The organism is Fischerella thermalis PCC 7521, assembly GCF_000317225.1.
GTDB classification, from domain to species: domain Bacteria; phylum Cyanobacteriota; class Cyanobacteriia; order Cyanobacteriales; family Nostocaceae; genus Fischerella; species Fischerella thermalis.
Genome location: NZ_AJLL01000028.1, coordinates 43,865 through 61,219 on the forward strand (window position 1 = coordinate 43,865; position 17,355 = coordinate 61,219).

A 17,355-nucleotide genomic window follows, 5' to 3' on the forward strand; every position below is an offset into this window, starting at 1 on the left:
GCCTATACATTAAAGAATATGCAAAAATTTACTTTTTAAAGATGAGTTAAAGCTTAGATAAAAATACTAATTTTTATGCAAACAACCTTACCTTACCTGCTAACAAAGCCTATAATAGGAATCTACGAACAAATACTGATTATGTATACTATTGACAAAAAATTATCTTTAACTAAATGTAGAAAAGGATTTTCCAATAGCAAACAAATAGTTTTGAATCAATCATGTTAATTTGATATTTAAAAACTGAAGCTTGCTGGTGCAAGGATATAGATTTTTACAAATTGAATAGTTAAGAAGGTCATCTAGACTAAAGTTTGAGTACAGGATAGAGCCGATGACACTCAGTAAATGGATTAATCAAAAACTGTTTCTATATAACTCTGCTTATTCGGAGGATAAGACTGAAGATTTGATCAAAACGGAAAATTTTTTTAAATTGTCAGTCGTTACGCAATTTTTTCCTCCAGATTACGCAGCTACAGGACAGTTGCTAGAAGAACTTACTAGGGAATTGGGAAATCTAGGGGTAGATATTGAAGTTTTTACAAGTCAGCCAGGATATGCTTTTCGATCTTCTCATGCCCCATCTGTGGAAAATTTAGGTAAAGTACAAGTACAGCGATCGCGCACTGCTCAACTTTGGCCGGGACGCATTCGAGGTAAAGCAGTCAATGGAGTTTTGTTTACTCTGCGCGCTGTACTTCATTTACTGAGAAATGGTAATCGTTTCAACTTATTGCTATTAACCACAGCACCACCATTTTTGCCATTTATAGGATATTTAGCTCATATTTGGTTGAGAATTCCCTATGTCTGCATAATCTATGATCTATATCCAGATATTGCGATCGCTTTGAAAGTGATCTCAAAAGACCATTGGCTAGCAAAGCTTTGGCAGAAACTAAATAAGTTAGTTTGGCAAAAATCCAAAGCACTTATAGTTCTCAGTCCTGCAATGAAAATGCGAGTGACTGCTATTTGCCCACAGGTAACTGATAAGGTTTCTGTAATTCACAGCTGGGGAGATCCCGATGTGATTATACCCATAGCCAAAAAAGAAAACTGGTTCGCATGGAAGCACAACTTAGTAAATAAGTTTACAGTAATTTACTCTGGCAACATGGGTCGTTGTCATGACATGGACACCATCTTGGAAGCAGCAAAGCTACTACAAGAGGAACCAATTCAGTTTGTATTTATTGGTAGTGGAGCAAAAAAGGAAGAATTAATCAAAGATGTAAATCGCTTAAGACTAAAAAATTTTGTCTTTTTACCTTATCAAGACAAGGAAGTATTACCTTTCTCTCTAACCGCTGGTGATTTATCTCTAGTGAGTGTGGATGCTGGAATGGAAAGTTTAGTTGCTCCCAGCAAACTTTATCCAGCTTTGGCATCTGGGCGACCAATAGCAGTCATTTGTTCACAGTATTCATATTTGCGACAAATGATTACAGAAGCCAATTGTGGTGACACCTTTGAAAATGGGGACAGTCATGGTTTGGCTGAGTTTATTCGCCTGCTGAGCCAAGATCAAGAATTAGCAAAGCGTATGGGTAGGGCTGGTCGTCAGTATATGCGATCGCACTTTACACCTCAAATCATATCTCGACAATATTTACAAGTCTTGCAGCAGAGTATTGGCTTGTATAAATAACATCACCAATCAAGTAAAATCCTATCTTATTTATTTAGGAGCTGGGCTTCGATGGTCCTATGATCTCAGTCCCTCCAACGTAACCTTCTAATTAATAATGGGAGGCCGAATTGCACAGAAGGTGTGACCGTAATCGGAAACGCTCGAAACGCAGAGCCATATATTGTCCGATTCATGGATGTTATCTCAATAGTGTTAGTCAAAAATATCAGTTGTATGCAGACCGGGTAGGACAATTACAACAAAGAGGTATACCTCGACGGAATGCATTAATTTTGGTCGCACACCAGACAGCAGTCCCCCTAGAGGGAGAATGGGTAGAAGCTTTTTGGTGTGATCAGTGCCAGTCAACTAAGTGGTATCACGTACGTAAAGACGAAAATAATACATACGAAATCAAGAATGTGCCACGAGAACTTTGGCAACATGCAACAGGAGTGATAGATCCCAAGGGAAACCCTTCTGTAGGTGAGTTTACTCGCCGACAATCACGACTAATTAACCACAACAGCATCAAAGATTTTCAGTTTGTAGGATAAATCAAACTTAGTTGTAGTTAAGAGTTGTTTGTTGCTTGTTGTCATCAACATCAACTATTAATAACCAACTATCAACAACCAACAAATAATTTATGAGTAGTCAAGAGATTGCCTCTCAGCACGAACTAGTAATTGAAGCAGGACGTACTGAACGTCAGTATTGGAAAGATATTTGGCGCTACCGGGAATTAATGTATTTTCTTGCTTGGCGAGATGTTTTAGTGCGTTACAAGCAAACAGCGATCGGCATAGCTTGGGCATTGATTCGACCATTTTTGACAATGGTTGTTTTTAGCGTAGTATTTGGAGGTTTAGCGAAATTCCCTTCCGGCGGAGTGCCATATCCGATACTTGTGTTCGCTGCTATGTTGCCCTGGCAATTTTTTGCTAATGCCTTGAGTGAGTGCAGTAACAGCCTAATTACCAATGCCAATTTGGTTTCCAAAGTCTACTTTCCACGTCTGATTGTACCCATAAGTGCCGTGATAGTTAGCTTTGTCGATTTCATGGTATCTGGTATGATTCTGTTGGGTTTGATGGCGTGGTATAACTTTGTACCAAATTGGCGGATTCTCACCCTACCAGTATTTATATTGATTGCCTTTGCAGCAGCTGTTGGTGCTGGACTATGGTTGGCAGCATTAAATGTTGAATATCGTGATTTTCGCTACATAGTGCCTTTTATTGTGCAATTTGGCTTGTACATTTCCCCTGTAGGATTCACTAGCAGCGTAGTACCACCACAGTGGCGATTACTTTACTCATTAAATCCGATGGTGGGTGTAATAGATGGCTTTCGCTGGGCAATTTTAGGTGGAGACTCACAAATTTACTTGCCTGGCTTTACCCTATCTGTGGGATTAGTTGCCTTATTACTGGTAACTGGCGTTTGGTACTTCCGCAAAATGGAACGGACATTTGCTGATGTAATTTAGGGAAGGAGCAAAGCAGATGTCTGATACTGTAATTCGCGTAGAAAATCTCGGAAAAAAATTTATTATTGCTCACCAACTAAACAATTCTAGCCATCACAGTTACAAGTCTCTACGAGATGTAATTACTGATGGAGCCAAGTCTCTGACAAAGAGCTTAATTAAGCCCAATCATCAGAAAATGTCTAACCCTGCTCGTGAAGAATTTTGGGCCTTGAAAGATGTTGCTTTTGAGATTAAGCAAGGTGAAGCTATTGGTGTGATTGGACGCAATGGAGCCGGAAAATCAACACTCCTCAAAGTTTTGAGCCGCATTACCGAGCCAACCAAAGGACGTATCTCTATTAAAGGGCGGGTAGCAAGCCTACTAGAAGTAGGGACAGGATTTCACCCTGAACTCACAGGGCGAGAGAACATCTTCCTCAACGGTTCTGTTTTGGGGATGAGTAGAGTCGAGATCAAAAAGAAATTTGATGAAATAGTTGCTTTTGCGGAAGTAGAAAAGTTTTTAGATACACCAGTCAAGCGTTATTCTTCGGGAATGTATGTGCGCCTCGCTTTTTCCGTTGCTGCTCACCTAGATCCAGAAATTCTAATTGTAGATGAAGTGCTAGCAGTAGGCGATTCCGCATTTCAAAAGAAGTGCTTGGGGAAAATGGGAGATGTGTCAAGCAAAGAAGGGCGGACAGTTTTGTTTGTTAGCCATAGTATGCAAGCGATCGCCCAATTGACTAAACGTTGCATACTCCTTTCCAAAGGTACAGTTGAGTTTGATGGTGCTACTAGCAAAGCAGTGCAGTTATATCTTTGTGGACAAAAAGAAGATATTGAAGCGCGAGCTGCTTACCAAGCACCAGAAAACAAAACTGGTAACTACGTCGCTTGGGCAAAAGTGCATACTTCCGAAGGAGAAGGGATTCACTGTTGGGGAAAACCTATTACATTTGAGTTTGCCTTAAATATAGAGAAACCCCATGAAAGTCTGTCCTTTTCGTTTCAAATAGTTAGTTCCCTGCAACAGCCTATAGCTATTTTTTGGTTTTTTTCTGATGCACCTTTTCGCCATGAACCGGGAACTCATATTTTCCGATGTGAGATACCCAAATTGCGGCTTTACATGGGTTCCTATACCTTAACAACATGGTTCTCTGAACGACGTAGTGAAACCTTGCTAGAAAATCTCCAGGAAATTTGCCAGTTTGAAGTTAGTATGCATGAATTTGAACGACCAGATTATCCGTGGGAGGCAAATGAATGTACTTATTTAGAAGATGCAGTTTGGAAAACTGGAGAAAAATATTAATCAATTAAATGGGGAGAGATAATGCCAATAAATAATGATGTTCAGTTAGGTAATAATGTGAAAATATTTCATCCCCAACTTGTCAACCTTTATGGTTGTACTATTGGTGATGAAACCAAAATTGGTACTTTTGTAGAGATACAAAAAAATGTGATTGTTGGCAGTCGATGTAAAGTATCATCACACAGTTTCCTCTGTGAAGGAGTCATTCTTGAAGATGAAGTGTTCATTGGCCATGGTGTGATGTTTACTAATGATATTTATCCCCGTGCTACTAACGAAGATGGCAGTTTGAAAACTGATGCTGATTGGGATGTTGTAGAGACGCGAGTCAAATACCGTGCTTCGATTGGTAGCAATGCCACTATCTTAGCAGGAGTGACAGTAGGGGAAAAAGCTATAGTTGGGGCTGGGGCAGTCGTGACTCGTGATGTCCCCGATTATGCAATTGTGGTAGGAGTACCTGCTCAGATTATTGGCGATGTCCGCGATCGCTGCCAAAATCAAGAAATGACAGCCAGTATTTGTAGTTAATCCTACTTCGATATCAAAATAAAGATGCAGAGAATTTAGTTAAAACAATATATGAAAACAAAAACATTGTATCTCTATATTTTCTAAGCAAAAAATAGCCTTATTTGTTTGTTATTGATCCTGCTTTCTATTCACCTAATATAAATTTTGATTAGTTATAAACTATGGGAAAAAACATTAATATCGGTGTGATTGGTTATGGCTACTGGGGACCAAATTTGGTCAGAAATTTTGTTGAAACCCCAGGGGCGCAGGTAAAAACGGTTAGTGATTTTAAGCCAGAACTGTTGGCAAAGGTGCAGGCTCGATATCCAAATATACAAGTCACAACAGATTGCCAAGATATATTTAACGACCCCAAAATAGATGCTGTGGCGATCGCAACACCAGTGTCTACCCATTTCGACTTGGCTTTAGCTGCATTGCAGGCTGGCAAGCACCTACTCGTAGAGAAGCCGATGACAGTCTCCTCAGAACAAGCCATGCGGCTAATTCAAGAGGCAGAAAAACGTAACTTAGTATTGATGGTGGATCACACCTTTGTCTATACGGGTGCTGTACGCAAAATGCGCGATCTAGTAGTTACCAATGTAATTGGTGATATTTATTACTATGATTCCGTGCGCGTCAACCTGGGACTCTTCCAGCACGATGTCAATGTGATTTGGGATTTGGCAGTCCACGACCTTTCCATTATGGACTACATACTGCCATCCCAACCTTACGCTGTCTCGGCAACAGGGATGAGTCATGTACCTGGGGAACCGGAAAATATCGCCTATTTAACTCTATTTTTTGAAGGTAACTTAATTGCTCACATCCATGTTAACTGGTTAGCGCCGGTGAAAGTCCGTCGTACACTGATTGGTGGTAGCCAACGCATGATTGTTTACGATGATTTAGAGCCTAGCGAGAAGGTCAAGATTTACGACAAGGGGATTACCGTCAATGGTAATACTGAAAGCCTTTACCAAATGCTGATTGGTTACCGTGCAGGAGATATGTGGGCGCCGCATTTAGAAGTAACAGAAGCACTGCGGACAGAAGGATTGCACTTTATTAAGTGTATTCAAACAGGCGATCGCCCCATTACCGATGGGCAAGCCGGACTGCGGGTAGTCAGAATTCTGGAAGCTGCTACTGAGTCTATGAAAAAGCAGGGACAATTAGTTGAACTTAACATAGCAGGGGTAGCGGTATGATTCCATTCGTAGATCTTCAGGCTCAATATTTGAGCATTAAAGAAGAAATTGATGCTGCCGTCCTCAAAGTTTTGCAAAGTACCCAATTTATCTTGGGGAGTGAGGTAGCAGCTTTTGAGCAAGAGTTCGCCCAATATTGCCATACCGATTACAGTGTAGCTTTAAACACAGGCACTAGCGCCTTGCACTTAGCCCTCTTGGCAGCTGGTATTGGTTCCGGTGACGAAGTCATTACTACGCCCTTTACTTTTGTTGCTACCGTTGCAGCTATTGTTTATACTGGCGCGACACCCGTATTTGTAGATATTGACCCAGTTTCTTATACCATTGATGTCACCAAAATTGAACAAGCCATAACCGCAAAAACTAAAGCCATTTTGCCAGTGCATTTGTACGGTCAACCCGCAGACATGAACCCGATCATGGAAATTGCTCAGCGTCATGGTTTGACTGTAATTGAAGACGCTGCCCAAGCCCACCGCGCTGAATACAAAGACCAACGGGTAGGCAGTATTGGGGATATTGGCTGTTTTAGTTTTTACCCAGGTAAGAATTTAGGGGCATACGGCGAAGGTGGCGCAGTCGTCACTAATAACCCTGAATATGCCCGTACCATCAAAATGTTACGGGATTGGGGGCAAGAACAAAGGTATCACCATGTTCTCAAGGGTTATAACTATCGTATGGATGGTATCCAGGGCGCTATTTTGCGAGTAAAATTGCGCTATTTAGATGCTTGGACAGAGGCACGCAGAGCCCATGCAGCACTGTATGATCAACTCTTGGCAAACTCTGATGTAAAAACACCAGCAGTAATGCCCTATAGTTATCACGTTTATCACGTTTATGTAGTGCGTAGTCAGGAGCGAGATGCACTACAACAAAAACTACAGCAGCAAGGAATCCAAACAGGCATTCATTATCCCATTCCCGTACACTTGCAGCAGGCCTATGCAGATTTAGGATATAAAGCTGGTGATTTTCCTTGTGCTGAATTGGTAGCCAATGAAGTACTTTCGTTGCCAATGTGTGCAGAACTTTCTTCAGAGCAGATAAAAATTGTTAGCGCTGCCGTGTGTGAGAGTGTTTAAATGTCTGAGCCAGTTAAAAGTAAGATAGTCAAAGCTGTACATGGCTCACAAGAATTGAAGCTAGACCCGGATTATGAGGTGGGGCTGGCAGAATATTTACGCCATCAATATGGTAATAACGGATTAATCGAATTGTACGCCCGCTTTGCGATCGGTGATGGAGATTTTGATGGGTTAATGCGGCGAGTTATTTGGCGTGCAGTAGCAAGTAAATTCGGACACGGCGTTCATATTGGTAGTAGTGTAGGTTTCAAGCATCTAGAAACCTTTGAAATTGGAAATAGGGTGTTTATTGGTTCCCACAGCTATATTCAGGGAAGATTCGATGGTAAGTGTGTAATTGGGAATCAGGTTTGGATTGGACCACAAAGTTACTTTGATGCCCGTGACTTGATTATTGAAGATTACGTGGGTTGGGGGCCAGGTGCAAAAGTGTTGGGTTCTAGCCACACTGGATTGCCCATTGATGTACCAATTATCAAAACAGACCTCGAAATTAAATTGGTAAAAGTTGAAACAGGAGCCGATATTGGGATGAATGCGGTCATTCTTCCTGGGGTGACAATCGGTAAACACAGTATTGTGGGTGCTGGCGCAGTTGTCACTAGGGATGTACCAGCTTATGCCATTGTAGCTGGTGTTCCGGCTCGGTTTTTACGCTGGCGAGAAGGATACGAACCATCGGAGAATACAGAAAATGCAAAATAGTCGAGTATTAATTACGGGTGGCGCAGGTTTAGTTGGCTCCCATATTGCCGATTTGCTAGTCAAAGAAGGAGTTGCGGAAATTATTGTTTTGGATAATTTCACACGTGGACGACTGGAAAATCTGGCTTGGGCAAAAGAACATGGACCTCTAGTTATTGTCGAAGGCGATATTCGGGATCAAAAACTTTTAGAGGAAGTGATGCAAGGTGTAGATTATGTCTTTCACCAAGCAGCAATCAGGATTACTCAATGTGCAGAAGAACCGCGTTTGGCATTGGAAGTACTAGCTGATGGTACGTTTAATGTTCTGGAAGCCGCAGTCAACGCTAAAGTTCAAAAGGTGGTTGCAGCGTCTTCAGCTTCTATTTACGGGATGGCAGAGGATTTCCCCACTACAGAATCTCACCACCCCTACAATAACCGCACCCTCTATGGTGCAGCCAAAGTCTTTAACGAAGGTTTACTACGCAGTTTCTATGATATGTACGGTCTAGACTATGTAGCATTGCGCTACTTCAATGTCTACGGACCGCGCATGGATATTTACGGTGTCTACACCGAAGTGCTGATCCGGTGGATGGATCGGATCGCCGCAGGTCAACCACCACTAATTTTTGGCGATGGTAAGCAGACTATGGACTTCGTGTATATCGAAGATATCGCCAAAGCCAATATCTTGGCAGCTAAAGCCGATGTTACAGACGAAGTGTTTAATGTTGCTAGTGGTGTAGAAAGTAGTTTGAATGACCTCGCCTATAGCTTGGCTAAGGTGATGGAATCCGATTTGCAGCCAGAATATGGCCCAGAACGCAAAGTTAACCCCGTACAGCGCCGACTTGCGGATGTAAGCAAAGCTAAGCAATTACTAGGCTTTGAAGCACAAGTGTCTCTAGAAGAGGGATTGCGTCGGTTGGTGAATTGGTGGCGCTCTGAAAAGCAAATGAAGGAAACAAGCAATGTCTGAAAAGATACAATCCATTCCAATCGCTAAACCCTGGATGGGTGAATCAGAGGCAGAGGCAGCTAGGCGCGCAATTATGTCTGGTTGGGTGACGCAAGGACCGGAAGTCTCCGCCTTTGAGCAAGATTTTGCAGCTTACGTAGGGGCTAAGTATGCTTGTGCTGTTTCTAATTGTACAACAGCCCTACACCTGGCACTGTTAGCTGTGGGAGTGCAGCCAGGAGATGAAGTGATTACCGTCAGCCACTCCTATATTGCCACCGCCAACAGCATTCGTTACTGTGGGGCAATCCCCGTGTTTGTGGATATTGAACCGCAGACATATAACATCAACCCAATGTTAATTGAAGATGTGATTAGCGAACGCACTCGTGCTATTCTCATCGTCCACCAAATGGGGATGCCTTGTGACCTGAAAGCCATTTTAGACATTGCCCGCAGTCACAATTTACCAGTCATTGAAGATGCTGCCTGTGCCATTGGTAGTGAAATTCTCTGGGACGGACAATGGGAGAAAATCGGTAAACCACACGGGGATATTGCCTGTTTTTCTTTCCATCCGCGCAAAGTCATTACCACGGGTGACGGTGGAATGCTTACCACCAACAACCCTGAGTGGGATAAGCAATTTCGTCTCTGGCGACAGCATGGAATGAGTGTTCCTGACACCGTGCGTCACGGTGCAAAACAGGTAATATTTGAGTCTTACCCGATGTTGGGTTACAACTACCGCATGACCGATATCCAAGCAGCAGTAGGACGGGAACAACTCAAACGCCTGCCAGAAATAGTTGAGCGTCGGCGTTATTTGGCACAAAGGTATCAAGAAATGCTTGCAGATGTGCCTGGATTGAAATTACCGACAGAACCAGCTTGGGCAAAAAGTAACTGGCAGAGTTACTGCGTCAGGTTGCCTCAGAAATCTGATCAACGGCAAGTAATGCAGACAATGCTGGATGCAGGGATATCTACACGCCGGGGAATTATGTGCGCCCACCGCGAAGTGGCATATGAACAGGAAACTTGGTCGTGTGGCAGTGAAAAAGAAACTTGTCACTGTAGAAAAGGAACTTGCGATCGCCTTTGTGAGAGTGAGCAAGCACAAGATCATACTGTCCTGTTACCCCTATTTCATCAGATGACTCAACAGCAACAGGACTATGTGGTGAAAGTTTTGAAGACGGCTTGTCAAGTTTAAAACAAAACAAATGCTTGTGTGTAAATTGTTTATAGTAAATTTGTTCTGGTATCCTTCAAATAGCTTAAATTTAAAGACGAGTGTACAGAATTACTAATAACAAAAGTTTCTTTTATAACCAGTATTAATTAAGTTACTTACAACATACCTATGGCTACCCTCTTTACCAATCAAGTCCCAAACATTTCAGATTTCACTGATAATACTTCCTACGAATTAGGCATGAAGTTCCGTAGCGCTACAGAGGGGCAGATAACTGCTGTTCGCTTCTGGAAAGCCCCTAGCGAGACGGGAACTCACACTGGCAGGATCTGGTCGGCAACGGGAACACTCCTTGCAAGTGTCACCTTTACTAATGAGACTGCTTCTGGTTGGCAAGAGCAGGCTCTCAGCACACCAGTTAACATTCAAGCAAATACAACCTATGTTGTCTCTGTCAACATCAATGAGTATTATGTCGCCACTTATGATCAATTGGGCAGTTCCATAACTAATGGCGATCTTAGCTCAGTAGCAGACGGCAATAATGGGGTATTTAATGGTACTCCAGGAGCTTTCCCAAATAATTCCTACCGGAATACTAATTATTTTCGTGACATTAACTTTGTGCCTGTTGCCCTGCCGACAATCACAAAGGTAAGCGGCGACAATCAAACTGGTGCAACCGGAGCTACCTTGCCTAACCCCTTAGTTGTTCAGGTCAAAGACAGTGCTGGTAATCCTCAATCCGGGGTGACGGTGAACTTTGCCGTTACCAGTGGCGGGGGGTCAGTCTCACCTGCTAGTGCAGTAACTAATGCTAGCGGTCAGGCTAGCACCACCTTAACCCTGGGAGCTAGCCCTGGTGCGATCAGTTCTGTAACTAATACTGTAAGTGCCACCGCAAACGGCATAGGTAGTGTTACCTTCTCAGCGACTGCGAATCCTCCAGGAGGTACACAAACAGTTTTGACGACTCAAGTACCTAGCATTTCCAATATAACTGATGGCGTTCCCTATGAGTTAGGTATGAAATTCCGCAGTACCAAAGGGGGACAGATTACTGCCATTCGCTTTTGGAAAGCCTCTAGTGAGACAGGAACTCATATTGGCAAGATTTGGACAGCAACGGGAACGCTCCTGGAAAGCGTCACTTTTACTAACGAGACAGCTTCTGGTTGGCAGCAACAGTTACTAGAAACACCAGTTAACATTCAAGCAAATACGACTTATGTAGTCTCTGTTAACGTCAACGCCTATTATGTCGCCACCAATGATGAACTGGGCAACTCCATAGTCAATGGCGACCTCAGCTCAGTAGCTGACGGGAACAATGGGGTATACAATATTACTCCAAATTATTTCCCAACTAGCTCTTATCGCAATAGTAACTATTATCGGGATATCGGTTTTGTTGTTGGCAGTACCTTGATTAAAGTCAGTGGAGACAATCAGATTGGCAATACGGGATCGACTCTGCCCAACCCCTTAGTCGTGCGAGTTGTAAACGCTCAAAATAATCCTCAATCGGGAGTGACGGTCAACTTTGCCATTACTAATGGTGGAGGTTCAGTGTCGCCTACCAGTGTACAGACTAATGCTAGCGGTGAAGCGAGTACGAACTTGACGCTGGGACCAGTGCCGAGTGGACCTGGAGGGGTGATAGTAACCGCCACGGCAGCCGGCATTGGTAGTATCACCTTCTCGGCTACAGCAACTCCAGCAAACACCAATCCCATCTATTTGGAAAACTTAAATTCTGGCACAACTAATTGGAAACTTGTCAACCGGGCCAATGGTGAGATTGCAGGCTATGCCTCAGCAACCAGTGTCAATAAGGGGGAATCACTGGACATTAAGGTTTCTCTTGCACAACCTGGACAGTTTACCATCGACGTATACCGCTTGGGCTACTATGGTGGCACAGGAGGAAGATTAATGGCCAGCAGTGGTTCGCTCAATGGTACGACGCAACCCGCTTGTACCCTAGACCCCAATACTCGCCTAGTCGAGTGTAACTGGACAACTTCTTACGTCGTGCAGGTAGGCAATAACTGGACTAGCGGTCTTTATGTCGCCAAGCTCACCGACCAAGCAACCGGCAAAGTGGCACATGTGTGGTTTGTCGTTCGTGATGATAGCAGTACCGCCGATGTTCTATTTCAGAGCAGCGTTTCCACTATTCTGGCCTATAGTGCAACGGGGGGTTATAGCTTGTACGGCTTTAACAGCATTGGTGGTCAGCGGGCTTTCAAGGTTTCCTACGACCGACCTGTCTACCAAGCAACCTATGAACAGTCATTTGAGCCTGACACACTCCTGCGATGGGAATACAATATGGTGCGCTGGCTGGAATCTCAAGGTTACGATGTTACCTACACTGACAACATGCAGGTTCACACCGACGGACAAAGATTGCTCAATCACAAAGTATTCCTGTCTGTGGGCCATGATGAGTATTGGTCTAAAGAAATGCGCGATTATGTCGAAGCTGCGCGCAATGCCGGAATTAATATAGGATTTTTCTCTGCTAATACTTGCTATTGGCGAGTCAGGTTTGAAAATTCCACTCCTGCTGCTGGACAAGTGCAGTCCAACCGAGTGATGGCGTGCTACAAACAAGATTGGGCATTAGATCCAGTTGCTCAGCAGCAGGGGCCATCAGCTGCCACTAATAAATTCCGTAGCGTCCAGAACCAACGGCCAGAAAACGCTTTATTAGGAGTCATGTACGGTAGCGACCTCGATGCCTACTACAGTGGTTATAATTTTGTCGTCACCAACAGCAGCGATCCTTACTATGCAAACACGGGACTTCAGAATGGGGATCAGTTGGCTCTGTTAGTAGGCTACGAATGGGATTTTATCGTTAATAATGGGTCTAGTCCTGCCAATCTTGTCGTTTTGGCTGAGTCACCAGTCCAGCCCTCTGGCACATTGCCAACCTTCGACGAACCACCTGGAGAACAATCCCTCCCTGCCAACCAGGATTTCACCAAATCCCACTCCACCCGCTACACGGCCAGTAGTGGCGCTAAAGTTTTTGCCTCTGGCACAATTCAGTGGGCATGGGGTCTAGACAGTGATGGTGTCAACCCAGCTCGGGAAGACGATCGCGTCAAGCAAATAACTGTCAACATCTTAGCAGATATGGGAGCCAGACCCCTAACGCCAAATGCCAACTTGATTGTTCCTTAAACTATCCCACAAAAATCATCAATGTCACCTTTGAAACGTCGACAATTTACCCAACTGGCAGCTGCCAGCTTGACTTCCACTATTGTGGCCGATCTCTCTAGTAAGGTGCTTGCTCAAAAGAGTGAGCCGAGTCAGGAGGTTATTTATGGAGTCAACCTCCTGAGTGCATCCAAAGAGCAAAATCGGGAAAACCAAACTCCATCAGTGGAAGTGAGCGTTGCTGATCTGGCGACGGCAAAGGTTCTCTCTAAAGCTAGTGTGCCAGTGCTGTCTGTTGACAATCTATCATCGAGACCGAAAACGCCTCGGGCGTTCTTTCTTCCTGATTATGACCGGATTACGAAATTGATAGTACTCGCAGATGGAACTATTGTAATTTCTACGGTTTCTAGCACGAGAAATGGTTATTTCAACTATCTCATTTCTATTGGCGGCATCACTTCTACTGTTGAAAGCATTACTAGCGCTAAATTCACAGCCCAAACAGTTCTAGACTTCGAGAAATTCAATCAGACAGTCGACAGTTTACTCAGCCTTCCCAAGAATCAAGTTCTATCCCTGATAGGAACTGAGGGTATTACGCCTTTTGCTTTTAGAACACTTGATCTCACCACAGGTAAAATTCTTTCTGGCGATGATCTGGCCCTACCCCAACTGCCGCCTACCCATCGATTCGCTAACCTATGCCAAGATCCGAAGGGAAATATTTTCGCAACCGAGATTGGTTCAGAAGGTGTCCCTGTTTTAGTCTCAATGAACTTGCAGGATAAAGCAATAGCTACTGGCAAGGTTAAAATTCAGAGACTGACTCCACTGAACTTTGAGGGACGTCCCCTTGTTAACGATGTGAAAGACTTAGCCTTCTCTTCCTCCGGTCAATTGTATGCGCTTGCTGCTGACAATCGTGTCAAAAACAATGCCCTGTTTACGGTAGACGTGAAAACTGGCAAGATGGGGCTAGTAAGTGAGTTGGCAGTCGAGAAGTTTGCTTTCTCTCCAAAAGCCTAAATTCCACAATTTTGAGATTTATTGAAGGCGATCGCCCTCCCAAAAGAGCGATCGCCTTTTGATACTGAAGAAATAAAAAAACTGTATGGAGAAATTAGCTAACAATACACTCAGCCTTTGGCGAGAGGAAAACAGCCTACTCATTCCACAAAATTTCGAGGTTTTTCGCAACCTGGTTGCTGAAGCAAGAGACTTCGCAGATCGTGGTAATTATAACGCGGCGGCTGTATATGCAGAAATTGCAGCTTTTCATGCACAGTTTAAACATTGTGGTCTTTTTAACAGCCCGGAACTGGAAAATATCCTCCTAACAATAGGACGCCAGATCACACAAACAACCCTCGCTCCCACTCCAGAACCTTCTTTATCCAAAAGACCAAAAAATATCCTGCATGTTTCTACCAATATTTCTTCGCCTTTCGGTGGTATTCCTAGATTTATTCGACGCTGGATACAACAAGATACACAGCGATCGCATTCCTTGGCCTTGACAAAGCAAGCACCGAATGAAGTGCCTCAAATCTTAACAGAGTTGGTAAGCAATAGTCACGGCAAAATATTCTTGCTGAACGAAACCATTGGTGGTTTTGTCTCTCGAGCCAAACGATTACGGAAAATTGCCGCGACAGCGGACATCGTGGTGCTACATATATGGGAACACGATGTCATTCCAATAATTGCCTTTGCCAATAAAGAACTATCTCCACCGATTATTTATGTAAATCACGGCGATCACTGCTTTTGGTTGGGAGCAGCCGTTAGTGATGTTGTTGCAAATCTCCGTGAGTCTGGTATGCGCCTTTCACAAAAGCGCCGGGGTATTGAAGCAGAGCGTAACATGCTTCTGCCTACCATTTTAGAACCTTCTCACAGACAGCTTTCTCGCACACAGGCAAAGCAACAGCTCGGCATTGATGAAAACAGCACTCTACTACTCTCTATTGCTAGGGCGCCTAAATACAGAAAGACTGACGGCATAAGTTTTGCTGATGCACACGTTCCACTATTAAAAAAACATGACCGCGCTATCCTAGTTGTTATTGGCCCAGGTGGTAGTGAAGATTGGTCAACTGCCATACAGCAAACTCAAGGAAGAATCATAGCCCTTGGACACACTGAAGATACTGCTGTATACTACCAGGCAGCTGATATTTATGTTGATTCCTATCCTTTTGTTTCGATTACATCACTACTGGAAGCAGGAAGCTATGGTGTACCGTTGGTGAGTCGCTACCCATACTCCTCCGATGCCTGTGAGATACTTGGTGCTGATATGCCTGGTTTGACTGGCAATTTGATTCGCGTACACGATCTCGAGGAGTACACAACTGTTCTATCGCGCTTAGTCGCAGATGAAGAATTACGACTCTCCTTAGGAGAAGCAACGAGGAGGCGTATTGTTGAGGTACACATGGGAAGTAATTGGCAGCATAACTTGGAAGAGGTGTACACCCGTGCTGCTAGTCTACCTCGGGTAAAAGTTACTTCATCTGCTATGGATCAAATGTTTATAACCGAGCCAGATGTCTTCTGGATTCGTGACCATAGTTGGAATTGTGAACTTGACGATATGATCCAGCCTCGATTACCAATTATGCCTTTTGAACAGAGATTGTACCATTGGATGCGGTTGGCTAAAAAGCATGGTTGGCAAAACCAAATAAGTCTTTTACTACCTGAGTGGTTTCGCTTGCGCTACTACTTACCTTTACGTTCTGTATTGAAAATGGGCAATAGGCAATAGGGAACAGATAAAAATATTTTTCCAAGATGAATATTTTACATATCAATCAATCTGATGGTCTCGGTAATGGAGCAGGAATCGCAGGTTACCGACTACATCAAGGTTTGCTAGCTCAAGGTGTAGACTCGCGCATATTGGTGGGAACGCTCACAACCAGCAGTGACTGCGTAGCAACTGCTCCTCGCAGTAAGCACCGTGTTGAAAATTTGTGTTATCGCTTCGCTTGCCATTTTGGACTTAATGATATTAACTGGCTCGGCAGTTTTGATATTCCCAAGCATAACTTCTATAAACAAGCAGATATTCTTAACTTTCACAACTTGCATACTGGTTATTTTAACTACTTAGCAATTCCCTATTTAACGGAAAATAAGCCTGCTGTTTTTACGCTCCATGATATGTGGAGCTTTACTGGGCATTGCTCTTATAGTTATGATTGCGATCGCTGGAAGTTTGGTTGTGGCAAATGTCCTTATCCAGATACCTATCCAGCCATTGCTAGAGATAATACTTACCTAGAGTGGAAACTAAAAAACTGGGTTTACAGCCGCTCTCACCTCACCATAGTGACTCCCAGTACTTGGCTGGCTGACCAAGTGAAGCAGAGTATGCTGCAAGACAAGTCAATTCATCACATTCCTTATGGTATTGATACGGAAGCTTATCAGCCTCTTGACACTGAAAAATGCCGTTCCATCCTTGGCATTCCAGCAGATAAAAAAGTTTTAATGTTTGCAGCTTTAGATATAAAATATACCCGCAAGGGTGGTGACTTACTAGTCAAAGCTCTGCAAGCCTTACCAGATTCACTGAAAGCGGAGACTATGCTTCTGACTATCGGTTATGGTAGTGAATCTCTTGCGGAAGTAGTGGGGATACCTAACCTGAATCTTGGGTACGTAAGCAGCGATCGTCTCAAGTCCATTGCCTATTCTGCTGCTGATCTGTTTATTTTTCCGACTCGTGCTGATAATCTACCGTTAGTACTGCAAGAGAGCATGGCTTGTGGGACTGCGATGGTTTCTTTCAAAATTGGTGGTGTCCCAGATTTAGTACGTCCAGGTATCACTGGCTATTTAGCCTCACCAGAGGATGCTCAAGATTTGTGTTATGGCATTGTGCAGCTTTTAGAAGATAACCAACAGCGCCAGCAGATGGGGCAAAACTGTCGACAAATAGCTCTGACTGAATACAGGTTAGAACTTCAGGCAAAACGATACATTGAAATTTACCATCAGTTATCAAGAAACTAAATATGCTTAATTATGCTTTCAGCATTGCAATAAATAGTATCGACTTTC

General features: G+C 43.6%; 14 protein-coding genes. All 14 read left to right on the forward strand.

Annotated elements, in window-relative coordinates; translation table 11 throughout:
- Window positions 1–337: 337 nt before the first annotated feature.
- The 14 genes from UYK_RS0106385 to UYK_RS0106450 all read left to right on the forward strand — a co-directional run bounded on the left by UYK_RS0106385 (window position 338) and on the right by UYK_RS0106450 (window position 17,307).
- Window positions 338–1,657, forward strand: coding sequence for a glycosyltransferase family 4 protein (locus tag UYK_RS0106385; protein WP_009458670.1), 1,320 nt, complete (start codon window positions 338–340; stop codon window positions 1,655–1,657).
- A 110-nt stretch (window positions 1,658–1,767) separates the two neighbouring features.
- The gene (locus tag UYK_RS0106390; protein WP_009458671.1) at window positions 1,768–2,196 is read left to right on the forward strand and encodes a hypothetical protein; all 429 of its coding nucleotides are present in this window, start codon (window positions 1,768–1,770) and stop codon (window positions 2,194–2,196) included.
- A gap of 92 nt (window positions 2,197–2,288) precedes the next feature.
- On the forward strand, window positions 2,289–3,131 hold the full coding sequence (locus UYK_RS0106395; protein ID WP_016871114.1) for an ABC transporter permease: 843 nt from the start codon (window positions 2,289–2,291) through the stop codon (window positions 3,129–3,131).
- A gap of 16 nt (window positions 3,132–3,147) precedes the next feature.
- The gene (locus UYK_RS0106400; protein ID WP_009458673.1) at window positions 3,148–4,431 is read left to right on the forward strand and encodes an ABC transporter ATP-binding protein; all 1,284 of its coding nucleotides are present in this window, start codon (window positions 3,148–3,150) and stop codon (window positions 4,429–4,431) included.
- Window positions 4,432–4,452: 21 nt separating this feature from the next.
- Complete coding sequence (locus UYK_RS0106405) at window positions 4,453–4,965, forward strand: acyltransferase (RefSeq protein ID WP_009458683.1); 513 nt, start codon at window positions 4,453–4,455, stop codon at window positions 4,963–4,965.
- Window positions 4,966–5,129: 164 nt separating this feature from the next.
- Window positions 5,130–6,167, forward strand: a complete 1,038-nt coding sequence (locus UYK_RS0106410; RefSeq protein WP_009458685.1) for a Gfo/Idh/MocA family protein — start codon at window positions 5,130–5,132, stop codon at window positions 6,165–6,167.
- Window positions 6,164–7,258 (forward strand): DegT/DnrJ/EryC1/StrS family aminotransferase, encoded by a 1,095-nt coding sequence (locus UYK_RS0106415; protein WP_016871115.1) that lies wholly within the window; start codon window positions 6,164–6,166, stop codon window positions 7,256–7,258. The genes UYK_RS0106410 and UYK_RS0106415 overlap by 4 nt, the downstream gene beginning before the upstream one ends.
- Entirely contained in the window at window positions 7,259–7,966 is a 708-nt protein-coding gene (locus tag UYK_RS0106420; RefSeq protein ID WP_009458689.1) for an acyltransferase, read from the forward strand.
- Complete coding sequence (locus UYK_RS0106425; protein WP_009458691.1) at window positions 7,956–8,930, forward strand: NAD-dependent epimerase/dehydratase family protein; 975 nt, start codon at window positions 7,956–7,958, stop codon at window positions 8,928–8,930. The genes UYK_RS0106420 and UYK_RS0106425 overlap by 11 nt, the downstream gene beginning before the upstream one ends.
- Complete coding sequence (locus UYK_RS0106430; RefSeq protein ID WP_016871116.1) at window positions 8,923–10,125, forward strand: DegT/DnrJ/EryC1/StrS family aminotransferase; 1,203 nt, start codon at window positions 8,923–8,925, stop codon at window positions 10,123–10,125. The genes UYK_RS0106425 and UYK_RS0106430 overlap by 8 nt, the downstream gene beginning before the upstream one ends.
- 150 nt (window positions 10,126–10,275) lie before the next feature.
- A complete protein-coding gene (locus UYK_RS0106435; protein WP_016871117.1) occupies window positions 10,276–13,302 on the forward strand; it encodes a N,N-dimethylformamidase beta subunit family domain-containing protein in 3,027 nt (1,008 codons plus the stop codon).
- Between the two features lie 21 nt (window positions 13,303–13,323).
- Window positions 13,324–14,310, forward strand: coding sequence for a hypothetical protein (locus UYK_RS0106440; protein ID WP_009458699.1), 987 nt, complete (start codon window positions 13,324–13,326; stop codon window positions 14,308–14,310).
- A gap of 85 nt (window positions 14,311–14,395) precedes the next feature.
- Complete coding sequence (locus UYK_RS0106445; protein WP_009458701.1) at window positions 14,396–16,054, forward strand: glycosyltransferase; 1,659 nt, start codon at window positions 14,396–14,398, stop codon at window positions 16,052–16,054.
- A gap of 26 nt (window positions 16,055–16,080) precedes the next feature.
- A complete protein-coding gene (locus UYK_RS0106450; protein ID WP_016871118.1) occupies window positions 16,081–17,307 on the forward strand; it encodes a glycosyltransferase family 4 protein in 1,227 nt (408 codons plus the stop codon).
- The last annotated feature ends 48 nt before the right edge of the window (window positions 17,308–17,355 follow it).